Origin of the sequence: Enterobacter cancerogenus (assembly GCF_019047785.1) — a bacterium.
Lineage (GTDB): Bacteria > Pseudomonadota > Gammaproteobacteria > Enterobacterales > Enterobacteriaceae > Enterobacter > Enterobacter cancerogenus.
On record NZ_CP077290.1, the window covers coordinates 117,436 to 131,276 of the forward strand.

General features: G+C 52.2%; 15 protein-coding genes and 1 pseudogene. 7 read left to right on the top strand and 9 right to left on the bottom strand.

Annotated features, from left to right (window positions below; translation table 11 throughout):
- Positions 1-2: 2 nt before the first annotated feature.
- Positions 3-122 (bottom strand): annotated as a pseudogene (locus I6L58_RS23085) (ABC transporter six-transmembrane domain-containing protein); the annotation flags it as partial.
- A gap of 230 nt (positions 123-352) precedes the next feature.
- On the bottom strand, positions 353-745 hold the full coding sequence (crrC, locus tag I6L58_RS00610) for a colistin resistant protein CrrC (RefSeq protein ID WP_088208375.1): 393 nt from the start codon (positions 743-745) through the stop codon (positions 353-355).
- 266 nt (positions 746-1,011) lie between these two features.
- On the opposite strand from crrC, the gene I6L58_RS00615 reads away from it, so the two are divergent.
- On the top strand, positions 1,012-1,716 hold the full coding sequence (locus I6L58_RS00615) for a response regulator (protein WP_006175643.1): 705 nt from the start codon (positions 1,012-1,014) through the stop codon (positions 1,714-1,716).
- A complete protein-coding gene (locus I6L58_RS00620; RefSeq protein ID WP_088208376.1) occupies positions 1,713-2,777 on the top strand; it encodes an ATP-binding protein in 1,065 nt (354 codons plus the stop codon). The genes I6L58_RS00615 and I6L58_RS00620 overlap by 4 nt, the downstream gene beginning before the upstream one ends.
- A 14-nt stretch (positions 2,778-2,791) precedes the next feature.
- Here the strand turns inward: I6L58_RS00620 and I6L58_RS00625 are convergent, their stop codons facing one another.
- The 7 genes from I6L58_RS00625 to pspF all read right to left on the bottom strand — a co-directional run bounded on the left by I6L58_RS00625 (position 2,792) and on the right by pspF (position 10,231).
- Complete coding sequence (locus tag I6L58_RS00625; protein ID WP_088208377.1) at positions 2,792-3,706, bottom strand: ATP-grasp fold amidoligase family protein; 915 nt, start codon at positions 3,704-3,706, stop codon at positions 2,792-2,794.
- 179 nt (positions 3,707-3,885) lie between these two features.
- Positions 3,886-4,692 (bottom strand): peptide ABC transporter ATP-binding protein SapF, encoded by an 807-nt coding sequence (gene sapF, locus I6L58_RS00630; RefSeq protein WP_088208378.1) that lies wholly within the window; start codon positions 4,690-4,692, stop codon positions 3,886-3,888.
- A gap of 1 nt (position 4,693) precedes the next feature.
- Positions 4,694-5,686, bottom strand: coding sequence for a peptide ABC transporter ATP-binding protein SapD (sapD, locus tag I6L58_RS00635; RefSeq protein ID WP_088208379.1), 993 nt, complete (start codon positions 5,684-5,686; stop codon positions 4,694-4,696).
- Positions 5,686-6,576: a putrescine export ABC transporter permease SapC gene (sapC, locus tag I6L58_RS00640; protein ID WP_058608682.1), complete on the bottom strand. Its 891-nt coding sequence runs from the start codon at positions 6,574-6,576 to the stop codon at positions 5,686-5,688. The genes sapD and sapC overlap by 1 nt, the downstream gene beginning before the upstream one ends.
- Positions 6,563-7,528 carry a putrescine export ABC transporter permease SapB gene (gene sapB, locus I6L58_RS00645; protein ID WP_058608683.1) on the bottom strand — a complete coding sequence of 322 codons (966 nt, stop codon included), beginning with the start codon at positions 7,526-7,528 and terminating at the stop codon, positions 6,563-6,565. The genes sapC and sapB overlap by 14 nt, the downstream gene beginning before the upstream one ends.
- A complete protein-coding gene (sapA, locus tag I6L58_RS00650) occupies positions 7,525-9,165 on the bottom strand; it encodes an ABC transporter substrate-binding protein SapA (RefSeq protein WP_006175628.1) in 1,641 nt (546 codons plus the stop codon). The genes sapB and sapA overlap by 4 nt, the downstream gene beginning before the upstream one ends.
- 88 nt (positions 9,166-9,253) lie before the next feature.
- Complete coding sequence (pspF, locus tag I6L58_RS00655) at positions 9,254-10,231, bottom strand: phage shock protein operon transcriptional activator (protein WP_088208380.1); 978 nt, start codon at positions 10,229-10,231, stop codon at positions 9,254-9,256.
- 166 nt (positions 10,232-10,397) lie between these two features.
- Here pspF and pspA point away from each other — a divergent pair, with 166 nt between their 5' ends.
- The 5 genes from pspA (at position 10,398) to I6L58_RS00680 (ending at position 13,832) form a co-directional block, all read left to right on the top strand.
- Positions 10,398-11,066 carry a phage shock protein PspA gene (gene pspA / locus I6L58_RS00660; protein WP_088208381.1) on the top strand — a complete coding sequence of 223 codons (669 nt, stop codon included), beginning with the start codon at positions 10,398-10,400 and terminating at the stop codon, positions 11,064-11,066.
- A 53-nt stretch (positions 11,067-11,119) separates the two neighbouring features.
- Complete coding sequence (pspB, locus tag I6L58_RS00665) at positions 11,120-11,344, top strand: envelope stress response membrane protein PspB (RefSeq protein ID WP_006175623.1); 225 nt, start codon at positions 11,120-11,122, stop codon at positions 11,342-11,344.
- Complete coding sequence (gene pspC / locus I6L58_RS00670; RefSeq protein ID WP_088208382.1) at positions 11,344-11,703, top strand: envelope stress response membrane protein PspC; 360 nt, start codon at positions 11,344-11,346, stop codon at positions 11,701-11,703. Before pspB ends, pspC begins: the two co-directional genes overlap by 1 nt.
- A 12-nt stretch (positions 11,704-11,715) precedes the next feature.
- Positions 11,716-11,937, top strand: coding sequence for a phage shock protein PspD (pspD, locus tag I6L58_RS00675; protein ID WP_058608687.1), 222 nt, complete (start codon positions 11,716-11,718; stop codon positions 11,935-11,937).
- 197 nt (positions 11,938-12,134) lie between these two features.
- Complete coding sequence (locus tag I6L58_RS00680) at positions 12,135-13,832, top strand: sugar phosphorylase (protein WP_088208383.1); 1,698 nt, start codon at positions 12,135-12,137, stop codon at positions 13,830-13,832.
- The last annotated feature ends 9 nt before the right edge of the window (positions 13,833-13,841 follow it).

The following is a 13,841-nucleotide window of genomic DNA, read 5'->3' on the forward strand; positions in this document are numbered from 1 at the left end:
AATTAACGTCCAGCTACGTGAATTTCGTCATCGGTTGATACACGTTTACCGATATCCCTGAGCTGCGAAAATTTCTTAAGAAGCTGCGGTGCGTCATCGAGATTTGTCGCGAACATCCACATAGAGAGAACCATCAGTCCATACAGTGCGGCGTTAAGCGTCTTACACGCGAGAATGGCAGTATCTGGGAAACGACACTTGTTATTAAGGTTAATCATTGTAGGTAACTGGTATCAGGCTATTTAAGTGAGTGTATTTTGAGCAATATGCATTGACAGAGAGTCTACAACTCGCCTGTTTAGCGGAAATGGCAGTTTTATGGAGAGAGTATGGAGCGCAACAACGTTGTTGTTCAAATCATCCTCATAATGAGGTACAACGGTGAACCGCAAAAGAAGATAATTAAGTAGCACTCGTAGTAAAACACCAGATCGTTGAAATCAGGTGCGGCGTTCAATAGCACATTGAACGTAAAAATGAGATAAATAAAAATCACCATTAGCCAGAAGGCGATGACAAGTAATTCAGTGAATGCGCCTGCTCTATTTTGTATTATCAAAGAGACAACTGACAAAACGATGCAGCCATAGATAATGGGAGAAGAGGGTAGCGTCGCGGCGACTTTTTCATCCATTTTATGCATCAACACCAGCCAGGTAAAAAGTAATCCCCACGACAGGAGCAGGAACAGAGTATATATCCCAATTTTCTTAGTAGAGAAACATTTCGAAAATTCTATGTTCATTGTCTCATCCAGATTCAGAAAGCCTTATTACGGCAGGGTTAATATGCATCATTCGGGGACAAATGGGGGGGGGCCGAATAGCTATTCTGACCAGGTATTGTCGAGTCTTTATTGACGGAATATGTACGTTGTGTGGAGGCGTAGCCGGACATTTAAATAAGTGCTGGAAATTTTCATGACCACGGCACTTTTTCCCGGAGGCTGTGTCTTATTGTGCTAAAGATATCTGATAGCGTGCTCAAAGGGATTTCACCCGCGGAGATAAAATGAACAAAAATACTCTAATCCTTGTTGTTGAAGATGAAGACGAAATTGCTGAAATACTGATGAGTTACTTAGAGCGTTCAGGGATGAAAACGTTGAGGGCCCGACAGGGCGAGCAGGCGATAGCGCTCAATCGCCTTCATAAACCGGATCTTATCCTGCTGGACATTCATCTACCCGTATGCGACGGCTGGAGCGTCCTCACGACGCTTCGTCAGGAAAGTTCCGTGCCCGTTATTATGGTTTCTGCCCTTGATCAGGATGTAGATAAACTCATGGGGCTGAGGCTTGGCGCGGATGATTACGTTATCAAGCCTTTTAACCCTTCTGAAGTCGTCGCGCGGGTTGAAGCGGTGCTGCGCAGAACCAAACCCACTATTCAGCAGGCGGGAGCCGCGCCTCTCAGGACGTCTTTTTTGACGGTTTATCCGGATGATTTCTACGTTGAGGTCACCGTGGGTCCTGAGGTGGTCTCCCCTGTGTTAACGACGACGGAATTTAAGCTTCTTACTTATCTGGTCAGATATCCGCGAAAGGTCTGCTCCCGCGAAGAGCTGCTCAACGCCTGTCTGCCGGAAGGCGATACCCTCGACAGAACAGTAGATAGCCATATGAGCAAGCTGCGTAAAAAACTTGAGCTCGCAGGTCTTTATGGCGTTCCTGAGAGCATCAGGGGCATGGGTTACCGGCTTGGGGAGAAAAAATGAACAGAGAGTCTGTCCTGAGTCGTCAGATCTTAACGTATATGTTATTGCTGACGTTTACGATAATTGCCATTTCAATACTGGGCTCCTGGTTTTTTTACTCCTTTATTCTGGATCACCTCCCCGGCGGCGCTGCTGCGGGGGAAGACGAGCAGATGACCCTGTGGGACTGGGTGTGGATTGGGACCGCTACAATTATCAGTCTGGCATTTGCGATTTTTTTAACGATCAAACTCTCCGCGCGAATACTCACCCCGCTTAACGCGGTCGCGTCCAGCCTGAAAAAAATTTCGCAGGGCCAACTGGACGCCCGGGCTTATTGTGCCAGTTCAAGTCTGGGCGAGGTTAATCATCTTGTCTCGGATTTCAATGAAATGGCGGAGAAACTGCAGACGCTGGATATACAGCGGAAATCCTGGAATGCCGCCATTGCCCATGAACTCAGAACGCCGGTCACGATTTTACGCGGGCGACTTCAGGGGCTGGTAGACGGCGTTTTTAAACCGGAACCGGTACTTTTTAATAATCTTCTCAGGCAGACCGAAGGGTTAACCCGCCTGATTGAAGATCTTCGGGTTGTCAGTTCCGATGGCGGGGCGGGTTACACCTTGTCTAAATCCAGAACGGATCTCAAAAGTACAATACAGGACGCGCTTGATACGTTTATGCCCGAGTTTAAACGTAATCAATTTACCTTACAGATAGCGTTGAGGGAGCAGCGTTGTCTGTTCGATCCGATAAGGTTCAACCAGTGTCTGGCCGTTCTGTTTGACAACGCAATACATTATTCATCCTCGCGGACACTCATCGTGAAAAACGGCGTGTCTGATAAAGGCAATTATATTCTTATTCAGGATGACGGACCGGGTATCCCGGAGGAGTTCCATGATTTTTTATTTCAACCTTTTCAGCGAGATAATGGCGCAAGAGCGCTGAATCCTGAAGGATGTGGCTTAGGCTTATCGGTGGTAAAAGCCATTATGCTGGCCCATGGTGGGGATGTAACTTATACCTTATCAAAGCAAAACCACTCCATATTTAAACTGACCTGGCCCGATTCCTGAGTGCAGGCGGGAGGTTAGTTTCGCCTGCCCGCCAATAGTGGCAAATGCCATATAGCACCTAGTTTCGTATCCCATTCCAGTGGGGTAATTTTCAGTTTGCCACGCTTCGGACTCAAGGTTATTTCACTAAAGTAAATTTCATCTCTTTTTAGCATGAGGTCAATGCGGCAGTAGTCAATGCCATCAGCCAGCTCCTGAGCGGCAAGCAATGCCTGCCGGAACATTCCCGGTTCGCCTGGTTCAACCGGCGTATTAGGATATTCCATCTGGAAAGGTTGTAAATTCCAGTGTCGGTCGTAGACATTGATAAAATCTCTGCCGCTATCATCCGTAAAATCAGCTTCAACATAGTGTGCAACGCCGTGAAAACAGTGAATACGTAACATTTCCGGTGTGGTGTTCCTGTCCGCTTCATGGAAAAGATCGATATAGGGTTCGCACAGAATAAGAGGATTGATGTTTTTGTACTGCCATTCTCGCGTGGTGTAATACAAATTTTTCTTCAACGCGAGGTTCAGTTTCTTTCCCGCTTGCCTGTAGTTAAATCGCTCTCTGTTGTCACATATTATTGTGCTACCACTGTCATGATTGCATTTAAGAACAAATTTATTGGGCAGTTTAGAGAAATCAATATGAGAAAATTTGCTGTATACCCCGATTAATGGCACCGTCTTTACCCGTTGTGTTCTCGCGGCTACGTATTCCCGAACCGCGAGTTTATCGGCAAGCAGTGTGTAGAAATTATTATGGTCATAAACCAGTCGATGGCATATTTTTTCACTCAGCGTAGTAGGTGATTTTATATCAGGTTTTTTTTCTGATGTTTTTCTGAGCCTCACGGTATGAAAATGCAGATCTGTCATTAAAAAAGAACGGCTTTTTCTGATTAAATACTCGATGTATTTTAAAAAATAAGTAGTGCTGTTCATTTCTTCTCCTTAGCAAAGACCTGTTATTCTGGAGAAGAATTGTTGATTTAAATTGGTTTATATATGGAGCAGGGATGTAGACGCGGTTAAAAGGATTAAATAGCCAAAACCGACTATTTAATCCTTATCTTGCAGAACAATACTATTTAACCTGATACCTGGAATACGGATCCGCGTCCTTAACGGTCTTTTCTCCACGCATCTGCCTTCAGTGCTTCACCAAAATGCCCGGCGATCAGCCGTTTTGTCAGGTCATGCAGCGGGGAGGCCAGAACATCTGCCGTACTGCCGCGCTCGACAACCTCGCCCTGGTGCATCACCAGCACCTGATCGCTGATATGCTTCATCATCCCGAGATGCTGGGTGACGTAGATATAAGAGATACCCTGTTTTTCCTGCAATTCCAGCATCAGGTTAATTAACTGCGAACGCATCGACATATCCAGCGAGGCCAGCGCCTCGTCGGCGATGATCACTTTCGGGCGCAGAATTAAAGCGCGCGCAAGCCCGAGACGCTGTTTCTGGCCGGGCGCCAGCATGTGTGGGTAATAGCTTACGTGGTCAGGCAGCAGCCCCACCAGCCGTAAGGTTTCAACAATGCGTTTGCGCCGTGCTTCGGGTTCCAGATCGGTATTCAGGCGCAGCGGGAAATCCAGAATCTGCGAGATCCGCTGGCGCGGGTTGAGCGAGGTTGACGGGTCCTGGAATATCATGCGGATCCGCTGACTGCGAAAAGAGTAGTCGCCAAACGCCAGGGGGTGATCGTCAATCAGCACTTCACCGCCGGTCGGCTCAATCATCCCGGCGAGCATTTTCGCCAGCGTCGATTTCCCCGAACCGTTCTCACCGATGATCGCCAGCGTCTGTTTTTCACGCAGCGTAAAACTCAACGGCTTAACCGCCTCCACCGTCTGGCGGTGGAACAGCCCTGTCCGGTATCGAAAGGTCTTACTCAGGTTGCGAACTTCCAGCAAGGTTTCGACCATTTCACTCTCTCTCCATGTTCAGTGGGAAATGACAGGCGTAAAGGTGGTTTTTGGCGCCGGTGAGCCTTGGCGTTTCAATGCATTTGCGCTGAGCATAGGGACAACGCGGCCCCAGACGGCAACCTATCGGTAGGGATTCCAGTAAAGGAATGGCGCCGGGCAGGGTGTTAAGGCGGCTTTTATGCGGCATGGCGCTGCCAAAATCCGGTATCGCGCGGATCAGCGCCTGGGTATACGGATGGTGCGGAGTCGTTACCAGATCTTCGCTGAACGCGGTTTCTACCGTCTGCCCGCAGTACATCACGTCGATTTTATCCGCCCACTTGCTGAGCATCTGCAGGTCGTGGCTGATCAGCAAAATCGTGGTGTTGTTGTTCTGGTTAAGCCGGGTCAGCAGACGGAAAATTTGCGCCTGCGTGGTCGGCTCCATCGCGTTGGTCGGTTCATCAGCAATCAACAGACGCGGCTGATTTGCCAGGGCGATAGCAATCATCACCTTCTGACACTCGCCGTCGGTCAGTTCGTAAGGGAAACTGCGCATTGCATCTTTATGATCTTTTATCCCGACGCGGTGCAGCAGCTCAATGGCACGGCGTTTGCGCCAGCCAACCCGTTGCCACCACCGGCCTTTGTAGGTCCAGCCAGGGATATTCTGCATCAGTTGTTTGCCCACGCGCTCGGAAGGATCGAGACAGGATTGCGGCTCCTGAAAAATCATCGAAACGTTATGGCCCACCAGCTTGCGTCGCTCGCGAGGGGAGAGGCGTTGCAGATCGATATCGTCGAAGCGCATACGGTCAGCGGTGACGCGCCAGTTGTCCTTCGCCACGCCGCAAATGGCTTTTGCGATCAGGCTCTTGCCGGACCCCGATTCGCCCACCAGCCCGCGGATCTCGCCTTCACTCAGGGTGATGCTGACCCGGTCGACGGCTTTAACCCAGCCTTCGCTGGTCTTGAATTCGATGGTGAGGTTGCGGATATCAAGTAAAGGCATTATTCCACCCCCGCAATGATCGCCCGGCGGATCCCGTCGCCCAGCAGGTTGACGAGCAGAACGCTTATCATAATGGCCGCCCCCGGCAGCATGACCGTCCAGGGCGCAACGTAAATCAGCTCCAGCGCATCGCCGAGCATCGCTCCCCATTCCGGAGAGGGTAACTGCGCGCCGAGGTCGAGAAAGCCCAGCGCTGCGATGTCCAGAATCGCCATCGACAGCGCGCGCGTGATCTCTGTGACCAGGCCCGACGCGATGTTAGGCAGCACGGCGAACCACAAAATGTTGAGCGTCGTCGCGCCGTCCAGACGTGCGGCAACGACATACTCTTTCTCCAGTTCGTCATGCACCAGGCTGTAAACCGAACGTACCATGCGCGGCAGAATAGCCAGCCAGACGGCAAACATGGCATGCGTGAGATGCGGGCCGGCAAAAGCCACAACGATAATCGCCAGCAGCAACGACGGAATGGAGAGCAGGGTGTCAAGAATATGGTTCAGCACCGCGGATCGCAGTCCGCGTGTGGAACCGGCAAAAATGCCCAGCGCCAGACCGCAGATCGTCGCCGCAAAGGTCACCACAAATGCGCCGCCTACCGTTGGGGCCGCGCCGCTTAACAGGCGGCTTAATACGTCGCGCCCGAGATCGTCAGTGCCAAGGAAGAACGAGACTTCACCGTACCGTGACCACGATGGCGGCAGCAACTGATAGCCGAGGAACTGCTGATCGATACCATAAGGCGCAAACCACGAGCCTAATACGCACACCAATACCAGACCTGCACAACCGTACAGGCCGATCATTGCCGTGGTGTCACCATAGAATTTACGCCACACGGTACGTAGCGCACCGGGCGTGCGCTTTTCACTGTATACGCTATCGTAAGGCATACCATTCCTTATGCTTCAGCGGGTTGGCCATGGCACCCAAAATATCGGAAAGAACGTTAACAATAATCACCAGCGAGCCAATCACCATCACGCCTGCGGAGATCGCCGCATAGTCCTGCTGACGGATGGCGTTAATCATCCAGCGCCCCAGGCCCGGCCAGCTAAAGACCATCTCGGTGATCATCGCCAGCGTCAGCATGGTTGAGAATTGCAGCCCCAGACGGGGGATAACCGGCGGCAGGGCGTTGTGAAGAACGTGACGGCGCAGGATCGTCAGGCGAGAAAGCCCGCGCGTGGCGGCGGCTTTGACATAGTTTTGATCGAACACTTCAATGGTGCTGATGCGCATCAGGCGGATCACCTCGGTGGTTGGCGCAACGGCCAGCGTCAGGACCGGCAGCACCATATGACGCAGGGCACTCATGATCATCTCATGACGCCAGATCGAATCAGAAAGCCAGGCATCGACGATCGCAAAACCGCTCACCGTTTTGACCGTATAGAGCAGGTCAAAACGCCCGGAAACCGGCAGCCAGCCGAGCGTCAGGGAGAAAAACAGGGTGAGCAGGAGCGCGAGCCAAAAGACCGGGATAGAGAAGCCGAGCAGGGCGAGGGCGCTGATAAATTTGTCCTGCCATTTGTTGCGGTAGATCCCGGCCAGCATCCCTACCGGGATCCCGACCATCAGGGCGAAACCGAAGGCGAGGATGCACAGCTCCATCGTCGCCGGGAAGACCTCTTTCAGCTGTTCGGAAATCAGCTGTCCGTTGATGCTGGAAACACCAAAATCCCAGTGCAGCAGGCCGTTAAACCAGAATAGCCAGGCATCCCACAGCGATGATCCCTGAAGCGGCGCATGCGGCGTAAAATAGCTCAGGCTGAAGCCAACAAAGGTCAGAAGAAAGAGCGTAACCAGCAGCAGAAGGAGCCGACGTAAGGTAAAGATAATCATGGTTTTTTCACCTCCTGCTCTTTTTCGCGCGACACGCCGGCGAACGAGGCGTTACCAAACGGACTCAACACCAGCCCTTTAATATCATACCGGTAGGCCTGCAGACGCAGGGAAGAGGCGAGCGGCAGCACGGGCAGTTCACGAGCCAGAATATTTTGTGCCTCGTCATACGCATCGATGCGCGACGCCAGCTGCTGTGAGGAGAGCGCTTTTTGCAGCACCGCATCAAATTCACGGTTACACCAGTGGGCGTAGTTGGTTTGTGAATTGATCGCCGCACAGCTGAGCAGCGGCCGGAAGAAGCTGTCGGGATCGTTACTGTCGGTCGCCCAGCCTGTCAGGGTTAAATCATGGTTCATGTCCATCAGGCGCGCCTCCTGGAAACGGCCCTCAACCGGAACGATGATCACTTTGACACCCACCTGCGCCATGTCGGCCTGTAGCAGCTCCGCAGTTTTCAGCGGGCTTGGGTTCCATGCCTGAGAGCTGGTGGGCACCCACAGTTGCAGCGTCAGGTTTTCCGCCCCGAGCGCTTTAAGCTGTTCACGTGCTTTTGCCGGGTTGTATTCGGTCACTTTAGCTTCGCCATCGTAGGCCCATGAGGCACGCGGCAAAATGGACGCGGCGGTTTCTGCCGTGCCGTAATAGATCGACTGCATCAGGCGCTGATTATTAATGGCCAGCGCCAGGGCGTGACGGATGGCCGGGTTATTTAGCGGCGGCTTGTCAGTATTAAATGCCAGGTAGGCGATATTCATGCCGGGGCGAAGGGTCAGGCGCAGACGCGGATCGTCGCGCAAAATCGTCAGCTGGCTGGCCGCTGGCCACGCGAGCACGTCACACTCACCGGTCAGCAGTTTAGACAGTCGACCCGTGCCGCCAGACCCCAGATCGACCACCACCTGCGGCATCATCGGCTTACCACGCCAGAAGTGTTCGTGGCGCTGCAGGCGAATGTACTGGCCTGAGCGGTACTCCGCCATCTGAAACGGTCCGGTACCCACGGGCTGACGGTCAAGCAGTTCCTGACGGTCGCGTTTGGTCAGCTGGTCTGCATATTCTGCTGACATCACCGAGGCATAATGGGTGGCGAGGTGCCACAGGAACGAGGCGTCCGGGCGCGTCAGCTTAAACTCAACCGTCCGGTTATCCAGCTTACGTACGCTTTTAACGGTATCGGCAAACTGCAGGCTGTCAAAATAGGGGAAATTGCCCCCGTTGACGTTATGCCACGGATGATGACGGTTAAAGATGCGCTGGAAAGTGAAGACGACGTCATCGGCATTCAGCTTACGTGTGGGCGTAAACCACGGCGTATGCTGGAAAGCGACATCGTCGCGCAGGCGGAAGCGGTAGGTTGCACCGTTGTCCAGCACTTCCCAGCTTTCGGCCAGCTCAGGCACCAGCCGGTAGGTATAGGGGTCAACGTCGAGCAGACGATCGTACAGCTGCGCGGCAAGCGTATCGACAATCAGCCCGCTGCCCGCTTTTTGCGGGTTAAACGTATCAACTTGCCCGCTTACGCAGTAGACAAAGCCGCTGTCGCGAATATCAGGGAGTGGCGCGCGCTCGGGTGCAGCAAAAGCCAGATTGCTGAACAGACCGAGTGCAAACAGGGACGTTAAAACCAGACGCATAATTTTTGAGGTTTTTAGGTTCGATCTGCAAAGTGTACCGCACTTACACCTGCTTCGTAAAAATGTCTCCGGGTAAGTGCTGATAATGTCAGCGCATTTGATGCTTTTTGAGCAATGCCCTTAATTGATGGTAGGTCAGACCCAGCAGTTCAGCCGCCCGTTTTTGATTATATTTCGCCTGCTTCAGGCTCTGTTCCAGAAGCTGTTGTTCCTGTTGGTGCTGAAACTGACGTAAATCGAGGGGCAGAGTCGGCGCATCTGATCGCGGAGCAGGTGAGGCAACCGGCTTCGTCTCGCGCTGGAACGGATCGAGAATGATGTTATCCAGTTCGCTGTCGGCGCTGGCGTGGCGATAAACCGAACGTTCAACGACGTTTTTGAGTTCACGGATGTTCCCTGGCCAGTGATAGCCGAGCAGCGTTTCGGTAGCCTGTTCGCTAAAGCCGGGGAAGAGCGGTAAACCCAGTTCCCGACACATCTGAATGGCAAACTGATCCGCCAGCAGCATGATATCGCTCTGGCGCTCCCGCAGCGGGGGAAGCTGAACGACATCAAAGGCCAGCCTGTCGAGCAGGTCGGCGCGGAATTTATCTTCCTCTACCATCTTTGGCAGGTTGGCGTTCGTGGCGCAGACCAGGCGGACGTTCACCTGCAGGGGCTGGCTTCCCCCGACGCGCTCAAGCTCGCCGTATTCAATCACGCGTAGCAGCTTTTCCTGAACCAGCATCGGCGCGGTTGCCAGCTCGTCCAGGAACAGCGTGCCGCCGTCGGCGCGCTCAAAGCGGCCGGGGTGTCGTTTTTGCGCGCCGGTAAAAGCGCCCGCCTCATGACCGAAGAGTTCGGTATCCAGCAGGTTTTCGTTCAGCGCGGCGCAGTTAAGCGAAATGAATGGGCCATCCCAGCGACCGGACAAAAAATGCAGGCGATTGGCTATTAGCTCTTTACCTGTCCCACGCTCGCCGATAATAAGCACGGGTTTATTGAGCGGCGCGAGCCGGGACACCTGCTCCAGCACTTCAAGAAAGCTGTTCGCTTCGCCAAGAAGATTATCTTTGTATTCCGTCATGATGAAATTAACCACTCATTAGCGATATTCACCAGGTGAGAGTAGGACGCACCGGCGCAAAAATCAACCTCTTCTATATAAATCAATAAGATAAAAAGTTGGCACGAGGATTGTATTAGCTAATCAGCAGGGCATCGCCCGATAACAGAACTATGAGGATTGAATTATGGGTATTTTTTCTCGTTTTGCCGACATCGTGAACGCTAACATCAACTCTCTGCTGGAGAAAGCGGAAGACCCGCAAAAGCTGGTGCGTCTGATGATTCAGGAGATGGAAGACACGCTGGTTGAAGTGCGTTCCACCTCTGCTCGCGCGCTGGCTGAGAAAAAACAGCTTACGCGTCGTATCGAGCAGGCCACCGCTCAGATGAATGAATGGCAGGAAAAAGCCGAGCTGGCGCTTCGCAAAGAGAAAGACGATCTGGCCCGCGCCGCGCTGATCGAAAAGCAGAAGCTGACCGATATGGTGGCGACGCTGGAGCATGAAGTGACGCTGGTGGATGACACGCTCACCCGCATGAAAAAAGAGATCGGTGAGCTTGAGAACAAACTCAGCGAAACCCGTGCCCGTCAGCAGGCGCTGGCACTGCGCCATCAGGCGGCAAGTTCTTCCCGCGACGTTCGCCGTCAGCTGGACAGCGGTAAGCTGGATGAGGCCATGGCGCGTTTCGAATCTTTTGAGCGTCGTATTGACCATATGGAAGCGGAAGCGGAAAGCCACAGCATCGGCAAGCAGAAAACGCTTGATCAGCAGTTCGCTGACCTGAAAGCGGATGATGAAATCAGCGAGCAGCTGGCCGCGCTGAAAGCCAAAATGAAGCAAGATAACCAATAATAATTGTGCGGCACCCGAGTGTGCCGCCACGCATCGTAAGACAAGGAGTACACATGAGCGCGCTTTTTCTGGCTATTCCACTGACCATTTTCGTGCTGTTCGTTTTGCCGATCTGGTTATGGCTGCATTACAGCAACCGTTCTTCGCGCGGCGAGCTGTCGCAAAGTGAACAGCAGCGGCTGGCGCAGTTGTCCGATCAGGCGAATAAGATGCGCGAACGCATTCAGGCGCTGGAAGCCATCCTGGATGCGGAACATCCGAACTGGAGGGACCGTTAATGGCTGGACTGAACCTGAATAAAAAATTATGGCGTATCCCTCAGCAGGGCATGGTACGCGGCGTATGTGCCGGGCTGGCACATTATCTTGATGTCCCGGTGAAACTGGTACGCGTGGTTACGGTGCTGTCGATTTTCTTCGGTCTGGCATTCATTACCCTGGTGGCTTACATCGTATTGTCATTTGTGCTCGACCCGATGCCTGACGGCGAGCTGGATGCCGAAGGCGCGCCCACCAGCAGCGATCTTCTCAACGCGGTGGATACCGAGCTTGCGACAGGTGAAAAACGACTGCGCGAAATGGAACGTTATGTCACGTCCGATACCTTTACGCTGAGAAGCCGTTTTCGTCAGCTTTAAGAGAGAGATAATATGAATCAACACTGGCAACAGGCCGGTCAGAAGGTAAAACCCGGCCTGAAAATCGCAGGTAAACTGGTCCTGCTGACGGCGTTACGCGTTGGCCCGGCAGGCGTCGCTGGCTGGGCAATCAAATCTGTTGCCCGTAAACCGGTCAGAATGCTGCTGGCGGTGGCGCTCGAGCCATTGCTGCAAAAACTGGCAAAGCGCGTTTCACGTCGCTTCTTTTCCTGATACCTCCTTCCTTCGCTAACCCGTTCTCCTGATGGAAAAGGGTTAGCGATACCCCTGATATCGTCCTTCCTTTTCCTCGATCTTTGCGGCAGCTCACAATAATGATTTGAGCTGCCTGGCGATCGTGTTTTTCTGGCGCCAGGTCCGTTGACAGATATTTTCCATGGGAGTAGATTGCGCTTCGTGGGACCGCTACCATGGAAATCAATGTGAACGATAAAATTAAGCAATTAATCGATTTTGTTTATGCCAAATCATTCTCCGATGCGCATTATGCGACGCTGCTGGAAAAAATCTCCAGCGCCAAAAATGTCATTACAGAAAAGCGTAAAGCCAGCTGGGATGAAAAGGATGTTGTGCTGATTACCTATGCCGATCAGTTTATGGCACCAGGTGAGGGGGCATTATCGGCTTTTACCCGTTTTTATAATAAATGGCTCTCTGACTCTTTTTCTCACGTCCATCTTTTACCTTTTTATCCGTGGTCATCTGACGACGGTTTTTCTGTTATTGATTATCATCAGGTCGCCCCTGAAACCGGGACGTGGCAGAATGTTGCCGAATTAAAACGCTCGGCCAGCCTGATGTTTGATTTCGTGTGCAACCATATGTCGGCCAAAAGCCAGTGGTTCGCAAATTATCTGCAACAAAAACCAGGGTTTGAAGATTTCTTTATTTCTGTTGATCCGAAAACCGATCTCTCTGCCGTGACTCGCCCACGCGCATTACCGCTGCTGACACCCTTTACCCTTCACGATGGCAGCGTCAGACACCTGTGGACGACGTTCAGCGATGATCAGATTGACCTGAATTTCGCCTCGCCGGAAGTATTAATCGCCATGGTGGAGGTTCTGCTTCACTACCTTGCCGAAGGAGCCAGCTATATTCGCCTCGATGCCGTCGGGTTTATGTGGAAGACCCCCGGCACCAGCTGCATTCATCTCGAAAAAACGCACCGCCTGATCCAACTTTTCCGCGCCATCGCCGATGATGTCGCACCGGGGACGGTGATTATCACCGAGACGAACGTTCCGCATAAAGATAATATTTCTTACTTCGGTAACGGCGAAAATGAAGCGCAGATGGTCTACCAGTTTTCCTTGCCGCCGCTGGTGCTCCATGCCGTTCACTGTCAGGATGTGCGGGCGCTTTGCCAGTGGGCAGCGTCCCTGAATCTGCCGTCCACGCGTACCACGTGGTTTAACTTCCTGGCCTCCCACGATGGAATTGGTCTGAATCCGTTACGCGGCATTCTTCCTGAACCTGAAATCCTCTCTCTGGTCGAGAAACTTCAGCAGGAGGGGGCGCTGGTAAACTGGAAAAATAACCCTGACGGCACGCGAAGCCCTTATGAAATCAACGTCACTTATCTTGACGCATTAAGTGCAAAAGCGAGCAGCGATAGCGAACGTATTTCACGCTTTATTCTCGCCCATGCCGTACTGTTGAGTTTCCCGGGTGTACCTGCCGTATATATTCAAAGTATTCTTGGTTCCCGAAATGATTATGAAGGCGTCGAGAAACTGGGTTATAACCGCGCAATAAATCGTAAGAAATATAGTGAAGGGCAGGTTGATAGTGAACTCAATGACGATAACAGCCTGCGCAATAAAATATATCAACGCCTCAGCGCATTAATTGCTATACGACGCGCCCAAAAAGCGTTCCACCCTGACAGCCAGGCTTATTTCACTCAGCCAACTGAGCAGGTTTTAAAAATAGTGCGCGTTGCGGAAAATGGCGAGCGCATTACGGGTTTGTTTAATTTCAGTGATTGTATTCAACACCTGACTACCAATATTGAATCCGGTCAGGAACTGATTGCCGGTGTAATGATAAGCGGGACGGCTCTGACGCTTAATCCATGGCAGGTCATGTGGATTAAAGAACACTAAAAAGGACTC

Excerpts from the sequence above, each read along its gene's own strand:
- sapC (WP_058608682.1), bottom strand. The coding sequence starts at position 6,576 with ATGCCTTACGATAGCGTATACAGTGAAAAGCGCACGCCCGGTGCGCTA.
- I6L58_RS00615 (WP_006175643.1), top strand. The coding sequence starts at position 1,012 with ATGAACAAAAATACTCTAATCCTTGTTGTTGAAGATGAAGACGAAATT.
- pspB (WP_006175623.1), top strand. The coding sequence starts at position 11,120 with ATGAGCGCGCTTTTTCTGGCTATTCCACTGACCATTTTCGTGCTGTTC.
- pspF (WP_088208380.1), bottom strand. The coding sequence starts at position 10,231 with ATGACGGAATACAAAGATAATCTTCTTGGCGAAGCGAACAGCTTTCTT.
- I6L58_RS00680 (WP_088208383.1), top strand. The coding sequence starts at position 12,135 with ATGGAAATCAATGTGAACGATAAAATTAAGCAATTAATCGATTTTGTT.
- sapF (WP_088208378.1), bottom strand. The coding sequence starts at position 4,692 with ATGGTCGAAACCTTGCTGGAAGTTCGCAACCTGAGTAAGACCTTTCGA.
- sapB (WP_058608683.1), bottom strand. The coding sequence starts at position 7,528 with ATGATTATCTTTACCTTACGTCGGCTCCTTCTGCTGCTGGTTACGCTC.
- pspA (WP_088208381.1), top strand. The coding sequence starts at position 10,398 with ATGGGTATTTTTTCTCGTTTTGCCGACATCGTGAACGCTAACATCAAC.
- I6L58_RS00625 (WP_088208377.1), bottom strand. The coding sequence starts at position 3,706 with ATGAACAGCACTACTTATTTTTTAAAATACATCGAGTATTTAATCAGA.
- pspC (WP_088208382.1), top strand. The coding sequence starts at position 11,344 with ATGGCTGGACTGAACCTGAATAAAAAATTATGGCGTATCCCTCAGCAG.
- crrC (WP_088208375.1), bottom strand. The coding sequence starts at position 745 with ATGAACATAGAATTTTCGAAATGTTTCTCTACTAAGAAAATTGGGATA.
- I6L58_RS00620 (WP_088208376.1), top strand. The coding sequence starts at position 1,713 with ATGAACAGAGAGTCTGTCCTGAGTCGTCAGATCTTAACGTATATGTTA.
- sapA (WP_006175628.1), bottom strand. The coding sequence starts at position 9,165 with ATGCGTCTGGTTTTAACGTCCCTGTTTGCACTCGGTCTGTTCAGCAAT.
- pspD (WP_058608687.1), top strand. The coding sequence starts at position 11,716 with ATGAATCAACACTGGCAACAGGCCGGTCAGAAGGTAAAACCCGGCCTG.
- sapD (WP_088208379.1), bottom strand. The coding sequence starts at position 5,686 with ATGCCTTTACTTGATATCCGCAACCTCACCATCGAATTCAAGACCAGC.